Here is a 15,077-nt window from a genome sequence, read left to right on the forward strand (position 1 = left end):
TCGTGGCCGCCGGAAGCCATCCCCCCCTTTGACGATGGTGCCGGCGGCCGCTGCTGATCCTCAGCCTAACCAGCTTTGGATCACGCGCCATAGCCCAAACAGCGTCATCTTCGCACAATCGGGCACAAGCCGGGCACTCTCACCGATCGTCGGCAGCGGCCTTCAGGCAGTCGAGCATGGCGGCCTTGGCCTGCGGATCCGCGGCGACCTGGTCGAGCGGGCGATCTCCCGCCTTGCCGGCCACGAAGGCCGAAACCTGGTCCGCCGTGGCGTATTTCAGGTACCACTCAGCGAGACATCCGGCCGTGCGGTCCGACGTGCCTTGAGTCTGCGGATCGGACTTGATCTTCGCGATGATCACCTCCCGGCTCGGCGGTTCGTCGCCACTGCAGGCGGTCAGGAATCCCAGGAGCACTACGGCTGCACAACCACCGGCGAGGCGGAGATGGCGAGTCATGACGTCCAGCGTAGGCCAGAACCGGGTGACCACGGCCGGATTATGTGCCCGGCTGCTTTCGGTCCCCTTCGGCCTCGCCGGACTTTGGTCGGCGCCGGGCGCCGGCGGCTCGATCCTGCTCGGCGCCTCCCCGCCCGGTCCGGAGACTCCTTCGGACCGGCTCGTCGCCCCGATCGCCTGCAGCGGGCCGGCGCCGACCTCCGCCCAGCCGATCAACAGGAGTGGGCCAACAGCGTCGAATGCGGCGCCAGGAGAAACCGCCGGCATGTCCAGCCGAGCCGGATGTCGACGTCGGCCTGTGCTGGGCAGCGTCGGTGGACTGGCGCGTGCTTGGCACACTGATCGCATGCGGATGAACTCGCGCGCTTGGTCCGGTCCCTTCGACGAGGTCCCGTGGGCCGAAATCGCCACTCGATTTCACGAGATGGCCACTCGGCACTCGGAGTTCCGCCACCTGGCCGACATCGTCGACAGTGTGCTGGCCGGTGGCGGTGACCAACACCTGGCGGGGCTCACGTCCATGCACGACCTGGTGGTCACCACCCGGCCGGTGCCGGCGCGGCCGCCGGTCGAGGTTGTTGTTGTGCGGTCTCCTTCGTCGGGCTTTGTCGGCGCGGGTGGGGTCTTTGTCGAGCATCGTTCGGCGACCGGTCACGATGATCAGGTCTTCCGGACCAGCGATGAGGCCGTGCCGCTGTTCTGGCGGTTCGTGATCGAGAAGTTCGGCGTGGAGCCGGGGCGGCCGAAACCCCCAGGCGCCGGGTGACGAACTCAGCGTGCCGCGAACCGGTGCAGGGCGTCGAGCGCGGCCGGGGCGGGGGTGTCCGGGTGGTCGGCGTCGTGGAGCAGGTGGTCCAGTCCGGGCAGCGGCACCCGGCCCGGTCCGCCGACGCGCGCCCGGCGTAGTGCGGCGGTCAGGGCGTCCGTTGTGGCGCAAGGGACTTGGACGTCGTTCGTGCCGCAGGTAACCAGCACCCTGGTCCCCGGCCGCAGGGCCGCGGCGGCCGCCGGCGGGTAGATGGCGTCGTCGGTCTCCACGAATCGGCCGCTCGGGCCTTGGAAGGCCTCGAAGAGCTGGGCGACGGCGGGCGGCAGGCCCGTGGTGTCGACCGGCCGGTGTTCGCGCAGAGCCTTGACGGCGGCGTCGATCGCCGCGTCGATGGTCCGCTGCTGCTCCGGGGTCAGCTGGCCCTGCCGGGCCGCCTCGGCGACCTGGGCGTGCAGTTGCAGCGCGACCAGGTCCAGCAGGCGGATCGCCTGCGGTTGCAGCAGGGCCAGGCCGGCCGGGCGCGGGTGGGCGGTGCCGCCGAGCAGCAGGGCCGTCATCGCGCCCTCGCTGTGCCCGACGACCATCAGCGCGTGCGGGTCGGTCTCCGGCTGGTCGCGCAACGACGCGTAGGCGGCCGTTGCCTGGCGGACGAACGCCGGGTAATCGAGTTCCGAGGGGTGGTCGCGGTAGGCGCCGAGGCCGGTGCGGCCGGTGCCGTACTTGTCGAACCGCAGCGTGGCGATCCGGTCGGCGTCGAGGGCGGCGGCCAGCTGCGCCAGGGTGTTCGGAGACGCGTGGGGTGGCTGGTTGCCGTCGCGGTCGGTGGGGCCGCTGCCGGGCAGCAGCAGCGCCGCGCGCAACCGGTGCCCGGCGCGGTGGGCGGGCACGTGGAGGGTGCCGTACGTCGCCGTCCCGTCGACCGTGAAGACGACTTCGCGGTCGGCGGCGGGCACGAGGCCGGGCGCCGCCTCGGCCGGGGCGGCGGTCACGACCGCCAGCGACATCACGGCCGCGGTGAGGTGGGGGAACATCTTCACCGCAGGGCGTTCTCGACGAGCGTGACGGTCTCGCGCGGGTTGTCGACTTGGAGGACCAGGCGGGCGTAGCGCTCGTCGGCGAGTTCGATCACGACGGCCTTCGACGGATCCTTGATGTCCCAGAAGACCTTTTCGCCGTCGAGGTGGAAGGTGCCCGCCGTGATCACGCCGGGCAGGTGGGCACCCGGCGCACGGATTCCCTTGGGATCGGCGGCGATGCCGGGGTCGGCGGTCGCGCCGCGGACGTTGGCCAGCGGGATGGTGAGGCTGCTCTTGAAGGCCCAGAGCTTGTCGAGACCTTCGATCACGACGACGAGGTCGTCGCCGTCGATGTGGACCAGTGCCATGTCTGTTTTCCTTGTCAATCGAGCGGATCGAGACGGTGGGTCAGCGCGGCGGCGGCGCCGTCGGGGTTGCCGCGCAGGAGGATGCCCAGTGCGGCCGCCGTGAGGGCGGCGGCCAGTTCGGTGGATATGCCGAGGGCGCCGGCGATCGCCTGGTCGACGGCGGCCAGCGCCGCGGCGACCTCGGCGGCGACCTCCTCGTCGGCCGGGGCGCGTTCGACCGCCGCGAGCAGCAGCAGGCCGAGGTCGGCCGACGTGACGAGCCGCAGCGCGGTCGCGGCGTCCGGTGCCGCGGCCAGCGCTTCGGCCAAGGGGCCGACGTCGTCGGCGAGGTGACGGCGCAACGCGACCAGGTAGAGGCCGCGCTTGCTGCCGAACGCCTTGTACAGGCTGTTGCGGTGCACGCCGAGGTGGGTGACGAGGTCGTCGACGGACACCCCGTCGTACGCGCGGCCGCCGAACAACGCGACGGCGGCGCGCACCACTTCGTCCTCGTCGAACGCTCTTGGCCGGCCCATGGCACGACCGTAGACCGTTGAGGAACGATCAGTCAAGAACGATCGTTCCTCAACGGTCCAGGCCGACCGCGCGGAGTGCTGCTAAAGCGCCTTGCTGGCGTGAGCCGCCAGGTCGTCGACGTAGCGGTCCAGCAGCGCCGCGAGATAGCCGGGGCCGAAGCCGAAGTCGTCGATCTCCGGCGCCAGCTTGCGCAGCTTCGCGATGCTCGCGACGGAACGCTTGGCCGGCTTGCCGTGCACCACGGTCCGCTCGGCCTGCGTCCCCAGCCGCTGTTCGAGACCGTCGACGATGAGCTCGATGTCCTCGGGCTGTCCCGACGCGATGTTGACGATCTCGTCGCGGACGTCGCGGGTCAGCAGCAGGTCGACGGCCCGCATCAGGTGCTCGATGTCCAGCAGGTCCCGCGAAGCGCCGCTGTAGACGGTGACCTTGCCGCTGAGCAGCTGCCGGGTGAGCGAGGGCAGGAGCTGGTGGGCCACCTGCATCTCGCCGACGATGTGCGTCAGGCGCAACCCGAGCCAGCGCACGCTGGAGGCCGCGAACACCGCCTCCAGCGCGAGCTTGTGCCGGCCGTAGTGGGTCTCCGGGAACACCGGGCCCTCCTCGGTGCCCGGCGAGTCGGGCGCGCCGTACATCCCGGCCGCCGCCGTGGAGAGGAAGACCGCCGTGCGTCCTTCGGCCTTGCACCGGCGGATCACGTCGTAGACGAGTTTCGCTTCGCGCTCGAACGCGGGTGCGTCGGTCAGGTACACACTGGACACTCCCGCTGCGATGAGTGTCGCGTGTGGATGCGCCGCGCCGAAGTACGCGCGAGCGTGCCCCGCGATGAAGCCGTTTCCGATGATCTCCATCAACTCTCGCCTTCGTCACGCACACCGACGCACACGGCCTTCTTGCGGATCTCGTCGATGAGGCCGGCGGTCGTCACGGCCGCGTCCCGCCACGGACGCTCGACGTCTTCGTCCACCACCGGCCCGGTCGCCGCCCCCACGAAGGTTTCGAGGGAATTGCGGAACTGGTCCGACGGCGGCAGCACGATCTCCTCGGCGTGGTCCTGCTCGTCGATGCGCAACACGGGCAGCCGGCTCGGGGGCGGCGTGAAAGCGCGATCGAGCGCGACCGACGCCGTGCTCCCCCACAGCGAGTACCGCGAGCCGTAGCTGTGCTGGATCCCGAAGTCGAGCGTCGCGAACACGCTGTCGGCGGAAACCAGCAGCACCTGGCCGGAGAGGTCGACCGAAAGCCGCTCGTCGATGCGCAGGGTCGCGCCGGTCACGGTCAGGTCCGGGCCGAGGAACAGCTGGGCGGCCCGCAGCGGGTACACCCCGATGTCGAGCAACGCGCCACCGCCCAGTGCCGCGTTGTAGCGGGTGTCGTCCGGGGGAAGCGGCGGAATGCAGAAGGAAGCCGTGAACGTCCTCGGTGTACCGAATCGGCCCTCGGCGAGGAGCTGCCGCACCTTCGTGTGCTGGCTGTGGTGTTCGAAGCTGAAGTTCTCCCGCAGCACCAGGCCGTTGCGGGCGGCCAGCTCGGTCAGCTCGAGGGCGTCCTCGCGCGTGGTCGCCAGCGGCTTCTCGCACAGCACGTGCTTGCCGGCGCGCAACGCGTTTCCCGCCCATTCGCAGTGCAGCCCGTTGGGCAAGGAAATGTAGACCGCGTCGACGTCGTCGCGTTCGAGGATCTCCTCGTAGCCGCTCGCGACGGTACCGAGCTCCGCGGCGATCTCCTTCGCGCGCTCGACTTCGCGCGCGGCGACGCCGCTCAAGCGAACCGTGTCCACCAGGCCGATGGCCGGCAGCATGCGGCGGCGGGCGATCGGGGAACACCCGATCAGTCCCAGGCGCAACGGCGGGCCGGCGTGCTCGTTCATCGCAACCCCCTCGGAAAAGCGGGCGTGTTCCGCGACCGCGTGCCTGCTTCAGAACGCGGCGCCACGGCTCGAGGGTGGGGCGAACTCGGTTCGCGGTGGCGGGACATGCACTCTCCTCACGGGAAAACTCGGCCACTCCCCGAGTTCTGTCGGCCAACACTAGGCGGGAATCGGGAGTTCTTCCGGCGCCGCGTGCGACCCACTAGGGAATCTCTCATTACTCGGCACCGTCGGTTGGCCGTGACCTCGGCGGACGGCATGGTGGTCGCGTGTCCAAGCCAACCGCCGCCGAGTTCCCGCACGCGCCGAGAGTGCCTCGCCGCGGCGAGGCCGGCCGCCCCCGTCATGTCGCGGTCTTCAACTTCCCCAGGTTCGGGCACATCCGGCCGACCCTGCCGGTCGTGCGCGAACTGCTGCGCCGGGGACACCGGGTCACCTACTTCGCCGCCGAGTCGTACGCCGACGCGGTGGCCGCCTCGGGCGCGGACGTCGTGCCGTACCCGTCGCGCTTCCCCGCCGCGGTGGGGCCGGTGGACACCCCGGAAGAGCTGACCGCACTCCTCGTCGATTTCCTGCGTGAAGGGCTGGCGGCCCTGCCGGCCGCGCGCAAGCACCTCGAGCACCAGCTCCCCGACCTGGTGCTCGAGGACGCGCTGAGCACCGCGACCAGCGCCCTCGTCGCCCGCGACGCCGGCTGCCCGGTCGTGCGGACGTTCGCGGGGTTCGGCGGCAACGACGAGGTCTCGCTCGACGGCGGCGAGCCGGCTCCGGAGAACCCGCTGATCCCGGACACGGCGATCATCGAGCGGGCCGGCGAGGAACTGTTCACCTCGCTGGTGCCGTACGGGCTCGACGAGGCCGCGTTCGAGTACGCCCAGCGCGGCCGCGCGGCTTCGGCGAACCTCGTCTTCATCCCCAAGGCCCTCCAGCCCTACGCGGACCGGTTCGACGACACCTTCGCGTTCGTCGGCCCCGAACCGGGGCCGGACAGCGGCAAACTGCGCCCGCACCAGGACCGGGACCGCGCGGTGCTCGTCTCGCTCGGCACGTCGGCGACCGCGAACCCGGAGTTCTTCCGCGGCTGCGCGGACGCCTTCGCGGGCAGCGGCTGGCGGGTCGTCCTCGCGACGGCGGGCCACCTCGGCGCGGCCGACGTCGACCGGCTGCCCGCGGGCGTCGAGGCGCACGACTGGGTCGACCACGACGCAGTGTTCCCCCAGGTGCGCGCCGTGGTCTGCTCGGCGGGCGCGGGAACGGTCCTCGACGCACTGCGGCACGGCGTGCCGGTGGTGATGGTGCCGCAGCAACCGGACGCCGTGACGTTCGCCCGCCACCTCCAGAAGGTGGGGCTCGGCAAGACTCTCGACCCCGCCGACGCGACCGGCGCGACGATCCGGGCGGCGGTCGAGTCGGTCACCACCGATCCCGGGATCGCCCGGCACGTCGCCCGCATGCACACCGAAATCCGGGAGGCCGGCGGCTCGGTCCGGGCAGCGGACGTGCTCGAGTCGCTGTGGCCGCACACGACCGCACCCTGAACGTTCCCCTCCGCCGCCACCGATCCCGGACGCGGTGCCCCCATTCCGTTCGTCCCGACAACCTCACGAGGTTTCCCATGAAGGGCATCATTCTCGCCGGCGGCAGCGGCACCCGGCTGCACCCGGTCACGCTCGCCGTGTCCAAGCAACTCGTGCCGGTCTACAACAAGCCGATGATCTACTACCCGTTGTCGGTGCTCATGCTGGCCGGCATCACCGAGATCCTGATCATCACCACACCCACCGATCTGCCCGCCTTCCGCCGCCTGCTCGGCGACGGTTCCTGGCTCGGGCTGCGGATCGGCTACGCCGAACAGCCGGAACCGAACGGCCTCGCGGAGGCGTTCATCATCGGCGCCGACCACATCGGCAACGACGACGCCGCGCTCATCCTCGGCGACAACATCTTCCACGGCCCCGGCTTCTCCGGGATGCTCAAGGCCAAGACGCAGGACCTCAAGGGCTGCGTCCTCTTCGGCTACGCGGTGTCCGACCCGCACCGGCACGGCATCGGCGAGGTGGACGACGACGGCATGCTGATCTCGGTCGAGGAGAAGCCGGCCGAGCCGAAGTCCAACCGCGCGATCACGGGGCTTTACTTCTACGACAACGACGTGGTGGAGATCGCCAAGGGCCTGACCCCCTCCAAGCGGGGCGAGCTCGAGATCACCGACGTCAACGCGACCTACATGGAGCGGGGCAGCGCGCACGTCGTCGATCTCGGGCGCGGCTTCGCGTGGCTGGACACCGGAACGCACGAGTCGCTGCTCGAAGCCGGGCACTACGTGCAGACGCTCGAGGAACGCCAGGGCGTGCGCATCGCCTGCCTCGAGGAGATCGCCCTGCGGATGGGGTTCATCGACCCCGCGGCCTGCCACCGGCTCGGCGAACGGATCAGCAAGTCGGTCTACGGGCAGTACGTCATGGAAATCGCGCTCGCCGCACAACGGAACGGGAGGTGAGCCGGATGCGCGTCGTGGTGACCGGCGGAGCCGGGTTCATCGGTTCGCACTACGTCCGGCAGGCGCTCTCCGGCGCCTACCCCGGATTCGAACCGGAAGTGCTGACGGTGCTGGACCTGCTGACCTACGCCGGGAACCGGGCCAACCTCGCCCCGGTCGAGGCCGACGAGCGGCTGCGGTTCGTCGTCGGCGACGTCTGCGATCCCGCGATCGTCAAGCAGACGATGTCCGACGCCGACCTGGTCGTGCACTTCGCCGCCGAGTCGCATGTGGACCGTTCGATCGAGGGCGCGGCCGATTTCGTCCGGACCAATGTGGTCGGCACCCAGACGCTGCTCCAGGGAGCGCTCGACGCCGGCGTCGGGCGCTTCGTGCACGTGTCCACCGACGAGGTCTACGGCTCGATCGACGACGGCTCGTGGGCGGAGGACTTCCCCCTCTCGCCCAACTCCCCCTACGCGGCCTCGAAGGCGTCGAGCGACCTGATCGCGCTCGCCTTCCACCGCACGCACGGGCTGAACGTCTCGGTGACCCGCTGTTCCAACAACTACGGTCCGTACCAGTTCCCGGAGAAGGTCATCCCGCTGTTCGTCACGAACCTCCTCGACGGCCTCCGCGTCCCGCTGTACGGCGACGGGCTCAACGTGCGCGACTGGCTGCACGTCGACGACCACTGCCGGGGCATCCAGCTGGTCGCCGGCGGCGGCCGGGCCGGCGAGGTCTACAACATCGGCGGCGGAACCGAGCTGACCAACCGCGAGCTGACCCACCGGCTGCTCGAAGCGACCGGCCGCGACGAGTCCGCCATCCTCCCGGTCGACGACCGCAAGGGCCACGACCGCCGCTACTCGGTCGACATCACGAAGGCGTCGGCCGAGCTCGGCTACCGGCCGCGGGTCGACCTCGAGACCGGGCTTCGCGAGACCGTCTCCTGGTACCGGGACAACCGGTCGTGGTGGGAGCCGCTGAAGGCGCGCTGACCGCGGCGGCGCAGGCTCCTGGAGCGGGCCATCCCCCAAGTGTCCCAGCTTCCCACCCCCACCCGGGGCACGGCAACCCTTGACCAGGCCCGACGTGGACAGGACTGGCATTTTCCCTCAAAGCCGCAGACCATCGCGCGAGCAACCACCCGATGTTCTAACGTCGGCATCATTGATCACCTAGTGCTCTGGGGGAGTACTACATCGTGCGGTCCGATCGATGCAAACGATTGCTGTCCGGGTTTCTGGTGCTCGCCACCGCCGCGACCGGCGTCGCCACGGCTTCCGGTGGCGGCGTGCCGTCCGCGGCGGCGGCTCCCGGAGCCCAGCGCGGCGGCTGGGACGTCTACCGCGACCTCGACGGCCTGAGCTCGCTGCGCACGGGCGACCGGAGCGGCCGGTTCTCCAGCTTCGACCGGTCGGGCGCCAACGACGACGGTTTCTTCGGCACCTACACCTGCCTGCGGGAGAGCCCGGACGGCTGCGTCATCGCCGACCGGACCGGCGCCGGGGAGCTGACCTCGATCTGGATGGTCGGCGACACGCCCCCCGACGAGCCGGATCCCCCGGCCAAGCAGGCGATCAAGCAGGCGGCCGGGCCGCCGGACCTGGCCGGAGCGGCCCACGTGCCGCCGCCCGACCGCTACGAGAACAACACGATCAAGATCGAACTCGACGGCAAGACGGTGCTCGCCGCCCGCATGGGCGACGTCGTGTCCGGCAAACTCGGCGGGCCGTTCGTCTGGCCGCTGGTCGGCGACAGCCTCGGCACCAAGGGCGGCATGTCGATCGGGATCCCGATGCCCTACCGCCAGTCGATGCGGGTCACCATGAGCAGCTCGCCGCTGTTCTACCACGTCGACTACCGCGACTTCGACGACGCGTCCCAGGTGCGCACGTTCGACCCCGCCGACCCCGCCGGCGACGTGGTCCAGCGGCTGCGGCGGTTCGGCTTCGACGATCCGAAACCACCGGCCGCCGGCGCGACGGCCGCGACCCGGACCGCCGACATCCCGAGCGGCCGGGCCACCGAGCCGGTCCGGCTGACGGGCCCCGGCCGCATCACCCGGCTGCGCGTCGCCCTTCCACAGGTCGTGCCGGCCTCCGCGGGCTACGAAGACGGCCGGACGCTCGGCGCGGGCGGCGGGAGTTCGTTCCGCGTCGCCATCGATCCCCGCAACCAGGGGGTCCGGCTCACGCGCGAGGTCGATCCGGCGGAGGCCGGGCCGCGCGCGCAGGTGTTCGTCGACGGCAAGCGGGCGGACGTCACGGCGACGGCCGCCGGCGATGCCGCGTTCGAGTCGCTGCAGGTGCCCGCGGAGCTCACGGCGGGCAAATCGTCGCTCGCGATCACGACGAAGACCGGCCCGGGCACGGACCGCGCCACCGAGTTCCGCTTCGACGTCCACAGTCTCGTCGACGGCTCCTACACCAGGACCGACACGCTCGACGTCGGCCACTGGCACGCCGCCGAGGAACGCGCCCACGACTACACGAACCGCGGCGAGGTGTGGCACGGGCTCCGGAAGCTGCGCATCCCGGTGCCCGAAGCCGCCGCGGAGCGCTCTCGCGCCCTGCTCGCCGGGGCGCGCCTGCGCATCTCGTTCGACGGGCGCACCACGGTCGACGCGCCCATCGGCGAGTTCTTCGGCTCCGGGCTCGGCGCGTTCGACACCAGGACCCTGCTGTACGCCGTGGACCCCTCGCCGGGCGGCTGGTTCACGGCGTGGTGGCCGATGCCCTTCGCCGGCCACGCCGAGGTCGAGCTCGTGAACGACGCCGGCGTGCCCATCACCGGCGCGAAGGTCGAGGTCACCTCGGCGCCGGACAGCTCGGTCGCCGGCAAGCTCGCGGCCCAGTCCATCGGCTACTTCCACGCCACCCACGGCAAGTCGGGCAGGCTCCCCGACGGCCAGGACGTGCCGCTGCTCGACGCGCGGGGCCGCGGGACCTTCTACGGTGTCACCGACACGATGCGGGGCGCGCCGGGTGGCCTGAACCAGCTCGAATTCCTCGAGGGCGACGAGCGCGCCTACGTCGACGGCCGCGCGACACCCGCGCTGCACGGCACCGGCACGGAGGACTTCTACGGCGGCGGCTGGTACTTCCTCGGCATCACCATGCCCGGGTCGACACCGACGGCCGCGCTGTCCGGCTTCTCCGAGCAGGCCGACGGCTGTACCGCCCTGTGCGTCGGCGCGACCAAGCTGCTGCTGACCGACTCGATCCCGTTCGCCGGCTCACTGCGGTTCTCCGCCGAACGCGGCTCGGTGAACACCGATCCGGTCGAGCACAGCTGGACCTCGTACTGGTACGGCCAGGAAAAGTTGGGGCTGCGGGAAACCGACCTCGTCGACACCGCCGACGGCGCGAGCCGGACGGCACACGGCTACCGGGCCGGCGGCGAAACCGTGTCCACCCTGGACAGCACGGTCGAGGGCGTGGCCTACCGGGCGAAGCTGCAGCGGCCGACGACCTCGGCGACCGGCACCGTCACGTTCACCGTGCGGACCGCGCCGAACAACCGCGGCGCGCTCCTCCGGCGGCTGGCCGATCAGCAGCTCGCCGGCCAGGAAGCCGAGGTGTTCGTCAACGGCACGGCGGCGGGGACGTGGCGGCAACCCCTGCACGACAAGACCTCGCGCTGGCTCGAGGACGAGTTCCCGCTGCCCGCCGCACTGACCGGGAACAAGCGCGAGCTCACCGTCGAACTCCGGCCGAAAGCCGGCGCGCCCGCGTGGTCGGCCTCGCAGTACCGGCTGTTGTCCCGCGTCGACCCCTTCGCCGACACGACCCCACCGGCCGTGCCGGGTTCGGTGCGCGCGAGGGCGGACCGCACCGACTCCGTGAACGTCGCGTGGGCGCCGGCCCGCGACGACGGGATGATCTCGCAGTACGAGGTGTACGCGGCGAAAACGCCCGATGTGCCCCTGACGGCGGCGAACCTCGCCGGCACCACGACCGGCCTCTCGTTCCAGCACCGCGGCGCCGGTCCCGGCGACCGGTGGTACTACCGCGTCCGGGCGGTGGACGGCGCCGGCAACGCGAGCGCTGCCTCCGCCGCCGTCGCGGGCACCGCGGGACGGCAATACGAGATCGAGGCCGAGGCGCTCGCCTCGAAGGCGCAGTCGAACGTGCAGCTCTACGTGCCGCTGAGTCCCCTCATGTCGGACACGGCCTACGTGCTGGCCGCGGCGGACCACCCCGGCGACGGCTTCACCGCGTCCGTCTCGGTGCCCCGGGACGGGGAGTACGAGCTGAGCGCATTCTGGTCCGCCTCCCCCGAACGCGGCCTGGGCGCGATCGAGCTCGACGGGAAAGCGATCGGCGAGCCGTTCGACGCCTACCGGCCCGGCAGCGAGGCAGTCGTGAAAAACGACCGGGGCACCGTGCGGCTGACCGCCGGAAAGCACGAGCTCGCGGTCCGGAGCGCCGGAAAGAACGCGGCGTCGGCCGCGCTGGTGTTCGGTCTGGATAAGCTTGTTCTCACACTCGTTTGATCCGCGGCCGAGGACACTGATCTTCGGGGGCACCGCACCCTCTCCGGCTTCGAGACGAGCCGGCCGCGCTGTTTTGCGAGCCACGACAAGGGGATGAGATCCAGGCAACAGAAAAATATACCAAGGTATATCGAAAGATATCCCAAGGTCTCTTGCCCGGCCGAGAACAGCTCGCATGAATGACGGGAATCGGTCCCTTATTAGCCATGATCATTTCCCGTTCAGTCCACTTAACCCAGGAGTAAAACTCCCGACTTCAACACTTATCAAAGCCTGGTTGACTGACCCACCCACTGCTGATAGGTTATGGTTAGAAGTTCACCATGGCTTCTGCATACATGCAATTAATATACAATTAACATTATTCGTAGGTCTCTGGGGGGTCTACTAATGAATGTGCGTATGGAAGCTTCGCCGGCACCGGGAGCTATTTGCCCGACGCAGCGAACAGGGTGGCCGGCAGCCGCCGGTCAGCTTTCCGAATTCTGTGTAGCCAATCTCGACCACAACCTCCTCGTACTGGAAGCGAACGCCGAGTTTCTCCACTACCTCGGCCGGTCCGCGACCGACGTCTACGGGCGGACGTTCAGCAAGTTCGTCCATCCCAGCGTCGAACGTCTCGTCTCCCAGCACCTGGCCGGACTCCGGGCGGGTACCCGGGACCGGTTCACGACCCGGATGCTGGCCGAACGGCCGAGCTTCACGGTGGCCTCCGGCATGTTGACCGGAATCGCCGTCCGCAAGGCCGGAGGCGAGGTGAGCGGCATCGTCATGCTGCTCAGGCCGGATCGAGCCCGCGCGGCGGTACCCCCGCCCGAGCCCGACCAGCGCAAGACGCTGAGCGAGCTGGACGCGCGCGTGCTCGAAGGGATCGCCACCGGCATTTCGACCGCACGACTGGCCACCAAGCTTTACCTGAGCAGACAGGGGATCGAGTACCACGTCAGCGCGATGCTGCGCCGATTCAAAACTCCCAACCGTTCCGCACTGGTTTCCAAGGCGTACGCGCAAGGAATCCTGCCCGTCGGCCAATGGCCACCGAAGGTTTCACCGGAAAACATTCACTAAACAACACCGTAAGCGTTTTTACACCTACCGAAAAGGGCACCGCGCACTCCGCAAAGGGGGCGCGGTGCCCTTTTCTTGCAGACCGGCCATCGACGCCAGGTAGACCGGCCTTCGTGAGATCTGGGTCACATTAGGTTTAGACATCACCCGTCGGCGTCGGCACACTTCCCCTCACTTCTCGAGATTCGATTACTCACCGTACTCATCCTCCCGACGGCATTACCCAAATGGGGTAATATCCTTTCACGCGATCCTGTCGGGGCATACCAAAGTCTTGGGTCATCCGTACCAATCCTGGACCTTGGAGAGGTCGAAACCGCGCTTGATCCACGGTCAGATGGGTATCTGACATCTGAGAGTCGAGCTGGTTCCCACTGAAAGGACCGCCGGTACCCGTGATGCTTTCCAAGAACGCACGGACGCTGACCGCCCCGGCAGGCGCCGCGAGAGCCGGCACTGCGACACCGATTCCCGCTTCCCTTGCGGTGCCTCGCATCGCGTGGGGGCCGGTACTCGCCATTGTCTTCCTCGTCGGCGTCGTGATGGTGGTGACCAGCGCGAATTACGCCCGCGGGTTCGACGAGATGTACTTCCTCATCGCCGGGCGTGATCACCCGGCCCTGGGCTACTTCGACCAGCCGCCGCTCGTGCCGCTGCTGGCCGGCCTGCTGGACCGGTGGTTCCCGGATTCGCTGGTGGCCCTGCGCCTGCCGGTCAGCCTCGCGGCCGCGGCGGGCGCGGGGATCACCGCGCTCATCGCCCGGGAACTCGGCGGCGGCAAGGGCGCGCAGGCCATGGCCGCCGGCGCCTACGCCTGCAGCGGCGTCATCACGGTCAGCCACTGGCTGGCGACCTACACCCTCGACCCGTTCTTCTGGACCCTGCTCACCTGGCTGGTGGTCCGCTGGGTGCGGCTGCACCGGGCCGGCGTCCGCGACGACCGGCCGCTGCTCTGGGCGGGCATCGTCACCGCGGTCTCGCTGGAGACCAAGTTCATGATCCCGGCGTTCTGGGTGCTCACCGGGCTCAGCGCGCTCGTGCTCGGCCCGCGCGAACTGCTGCGCCGGCCGATGCTCTGGCTCGGCGCCGCCGTGGCCGTGGTCTGCACCGTTCCGACGCTGGTGTGGCAGGCCACGCACGGCTGGCCGTACCTGCAGATGGGCCAGGTCGTCGCGGGCGAGTCCACCGGCAAGGTGGCCTTCGTCATCACGAGTGTGTCGGGCGCCGGGTTCTTGGCGGGCGTGCTCGGGCTCTGCTACGGGTACTGGCGCTTGCTGCGTGCCCCCGAGCTCCGGAGCTACCGGTTCCTCGCGGTCGCGCTGCTGGCGACGTTCGTCGCGTTCCTGCTGACCGACGGGCGGTTCTACTACACGATGGGGCTGTACGCGCTGCCGTTCGGCGCCGCGGCCGCCGAGCTGAGCCGGCGCAGGATGGCGAAGCCCTGGCGCCTGCTGGTCTGGCCGGTGTTCGCGCTCTCGGCCGTGCTCGCCGTCGTCCAGCTGCCGATCTACCCCGCGAGCAAGGTGCAGAGCATGCCCCAGTCGTGGCAGGGCATCCCGCTCGGCTCGACGTTCGCGAGCGGCGAGCTGCCCCAGCGGGACGTCGGCATCCGCGCGGGCCAGGCGTACGCCGCACTGCCCGAAGAGGTGCGCGCGCACACCGCGGTCTTCGCCGAGATCTACCCGTTCGCGGCGGCGACCGACTACTACGGCCGCGCCTACGGCATCGAGCAGGTCTACAGCGGACACCGGGGCTACTGGTACTTCGGGATGCCGTCCGACACCAAGGACAAGGTCCTCGTCGTCAACCCGAGCCGCGGCGAAGGCGAACAGATCGCGCCCTACTTCAGCAGCAGCCGCGAGGTGGTCGGCGGCTTGCTGACGTTGTACGAGGGCCGTCGGCAGCCGTGGAACGAGATCTGGCCGCACCTGCGGACCAGCTAGTGTCGCGCGTCGCAAGTTGTTTGACGTCCGGGAAGAGCGCCCCAATGTGGCCTTCGGTGCGTTGAACGCACCGAAGGCGGCCTTCGGTGC

At 69.9% G+C, this 15,077-nt stretch carries 13 protein-coding genes; 7 read left to right on the forward strand and 6 right to left on the reverse strand.

The annotated features are described in order from the left end of the window. Positions 1-139: 139 nt before the first annotated feature. A complete protein-coding gene (locus AB0M30_RS27130; protein ID WP_364588904.1) occupies positions 140-490 on the reverse strand; it encodes a hypothetical protein in 351 nt (116 codons plus the stop codon). A 313-nt stretch (positions 491-803) separates the two neighbouring features. On the opposite strand from AB0M30_RS27130, the gene AB0M30_RS27135 reads away from it, so the two are divergent. Continuing rightward, entirely contained in the window at positions 804-1,223 is a 420-nt protein-coding gene (locus AB0M30_RS27135; RefSeq protein ID WP_364588865.1) for a hypothetical protein, read from the forward strand. 5 nt (positions 1,224-1,228) lie between these two features. Here the strand turns inward: AB0M30_RS27135 and AB0M30_RS27140 are convergent, their stop codons facing one another. From AB0M30_RS27140 to AB0M30_RS27160, 5 genes are all read right to left on the reverse strand, one after another. Further along, positions 1,229-2,257, reverse strand: a complete 1,029-nt coding sequence (locus AB0M30_RS27140; protein WP_364588901.1) for an alpha/beta hydrolase — start codon at positions 2,255-2,257, stop codon at positions 1,229-1,231. Between the two features lie 2 nt (positions 2,258-2,259). Then, a complete protein-coding gene (locus tag AB0M30_RS27145; RefSeq protein WP_364588867.1) occupies positions 2,260-2,610 on the reverse strand; it encodes a hypothetical protein in 351 nt (116 codons plus the stop codon). Positions 2,611-2,624: 14 nt separating this feature from the next. Beyond that, positions 2,625-3,125, reverse strand: a complete 501-nt coding sequence (locus AB0M30_RS27150) for a helix-turn-helix domain-containing protein (RefSeq protein ID WP_364588870.1) — start codon at positions 3,123-3,125, stop codon at positions 2,625-2,627. An 81-nt stretch (positions 3,126-3,206) separates the two neighbouring features. Then, a complete protein-coding gene (locus AB0M30_RS27155; protein WP_103344215.1) occupies positions 3,207-3,977 on the reverse strand; it encodes an NAD-dependent epimerase/dehydratase family protein in 771 nt (256 codons plus the stop codon). Then, positions 3,977-4,996, reverse strand: a complete 1,020-nt coding sequence (locus tag AB0M30_RS27160; protein WP_364588873.1) for a Gfo/Idh/MocA family oxidoreductase — start codon at positions 4,994-4,996, stop codon at positions 3,977-3,979. The genes AB0M30_RS27155 and AB0M30_RS27160 overlap by 1 nt, the downstream gene beginning before the upstream one ends. 269 nt (positions 4,997-5,265) lie before the next feature. On the opposite strand from AB0M30_RS27160, the gene AB0M30_RS27165 reads away from it, so the two are divergent. The 6 genes from AB0M30_RS27165 (at position 5,266) to AB0M30_RS27190 (ending at position 14,987) form a co-directional block, all read left to right on the forward strand. Continuing rightward, complete coding sequence (locus AB0M30_RS27165) at positions 5,266-6,534, forward strand: macrolide family glycosyltransferase (RefSeq protein WP_364588876.1); 1,269 nt, start codon at positions 5,266-5,268, stop codon at positions 6,532-6,534. A gap of 77 nt (positions 6,535-6,611) precedes the next feature. Next, on the forward strand, positions 6,612-7,496 hold the full coding sequence (gene rfbA, locus AB0M30_RS27170) for a glucose-1-phosphate thymidylyltransferase RfbA (RefSeq protein WP_364588879.1): 885 nt from the start codon (positions 6,612-6,614) through the stop codon (positions 7,494-7,496). A gap of 5 nt (positions 7,497-7,501) precedes the next feature. Further along, entirely contained in the window at positions 7,502-8,476 is a 975-nt protein-coding gene (gene rfbB, locus AB0M30_RS27175; RefSeq protein ID WP_364588882.1) for a dTDP-glucose 4,6-dehydratase, read from the forward strand. A gap of 206 nt (positions 8,477-8,682) precedes the next feature. Then, positions 8,683-11,976 carry a DUF2961 domain-containing protein gene (locus tag AB0M30_RS27180; RefSeq protein WP_364588885.1) on the forward strand — a complete coding sequence of 1,098 codons (3,294 nt, stop codon included), beginning with the start codon at positions 8,683-8,685 and terminating at the stop codon, positions 11,974-11,976. A gap of 402 nt (positions 11,977-12,378) precedes the next feature. Further along, the gene (locus AB0M30_RS27185; protein WP_360173781.1) at positions 12,379-13,044 is read left to right on the forward strand and encodes a LuxR C-terminal-related transcriptional regulator; all 666 of its coding nucleotides are present in this window, start codon (positions 12,379-12,381) and stop codon (positions 13,042-13,044) included. 485 nt (positions 13,045-13,529) lie between these two features. Further along, on the forward strand, positions 13,530-14,987 hold the full coding sequence (locus tag AB0M30_RS27190) for a glycosyltransferase family 39 protein (protein WP_364588888.1): 1,458 nt from the start codon (positions 13,530-13,532) through the stop codon (positions 14,985-14,987). Positions 14,988-15,077 lie beyond the last annotated feature (90 nt).

It is taken from the genome of Amycolatopsis sp. NPDC051716 (genome assembly GCF_040681595.1).
Classification (GTDB): Bacteria; Actinomycetota; Actinomycetes; order Mycobacteriales; family Pseudonocardiaceae; genus Amycolatopsis.

Bases quoted from the DNA above. Each gene is read 5' to 3' on its own strand.
- rfbB (WP_364588882.1), top strand. From the start codon at position 7,502: ATGCGCGTCGTGGTGACCGGCGGAGCCGGGTTCATCGGTTCGCACTAC.
- AB0M30_RS27185 (WP_360173781.1), top strand. From the start codon at position 12,379: ATGGAAGCTTCGCCGGCACCGGGAGCTATTTGCCCGACGCAGCGAACA.
- rfbA (WP_364588879.1), top strand. From the start codon at position 6,612: ATGAAGGGCATCATTCTCGCCGGCGGCAGCGGCACCCGGCTGCACCCG.
- AB0M30_RS27135 (WP_364588865.1), top strand. From the start codon at position 804: ATGCGGATGAACTCGCGCGCTTGGTCCGGTCCCTTCGACGAGGTCCCG.
- AB0M30_RS27160 (WP_364588873.1), bottom strand. From the start codon at position 4,996: ATGAACGAGCACGCCGGCCCGCCGTTGCGCCTGGGACTGATCGGGTGT.
- AB0M30_RS27140 (WP_364588901.1), bottom strand. From the start codon at position 2,257: ATGTTCCCCCACCTCACCGCGGCCGTGATGTCGCTGGCGGTCGTGACC.
- AB0M30_RS27150 (WP_364588870.1), bottom strand. From the start codon at position 3,125: ATGGGCCGGCCAAGAGCGTTCGACGAGGACGAAGTGGTGCGCGCCGCC.
- AB0M30_RS27145 (WP_364588867.1), bottom strand. From the start codon at position 2,610: ATGGCACTGGTCCACATCGACGGCGACGACCTCGTCGTCGTGATCGAA.
- AB0M30_RS27155 (WP_103344215.1), bottom strand. From the start codon at position 3,977: ATGGAGATCATCGGAAACGGCTTCATCGCGGGGCACGCTCGCGCGTAC.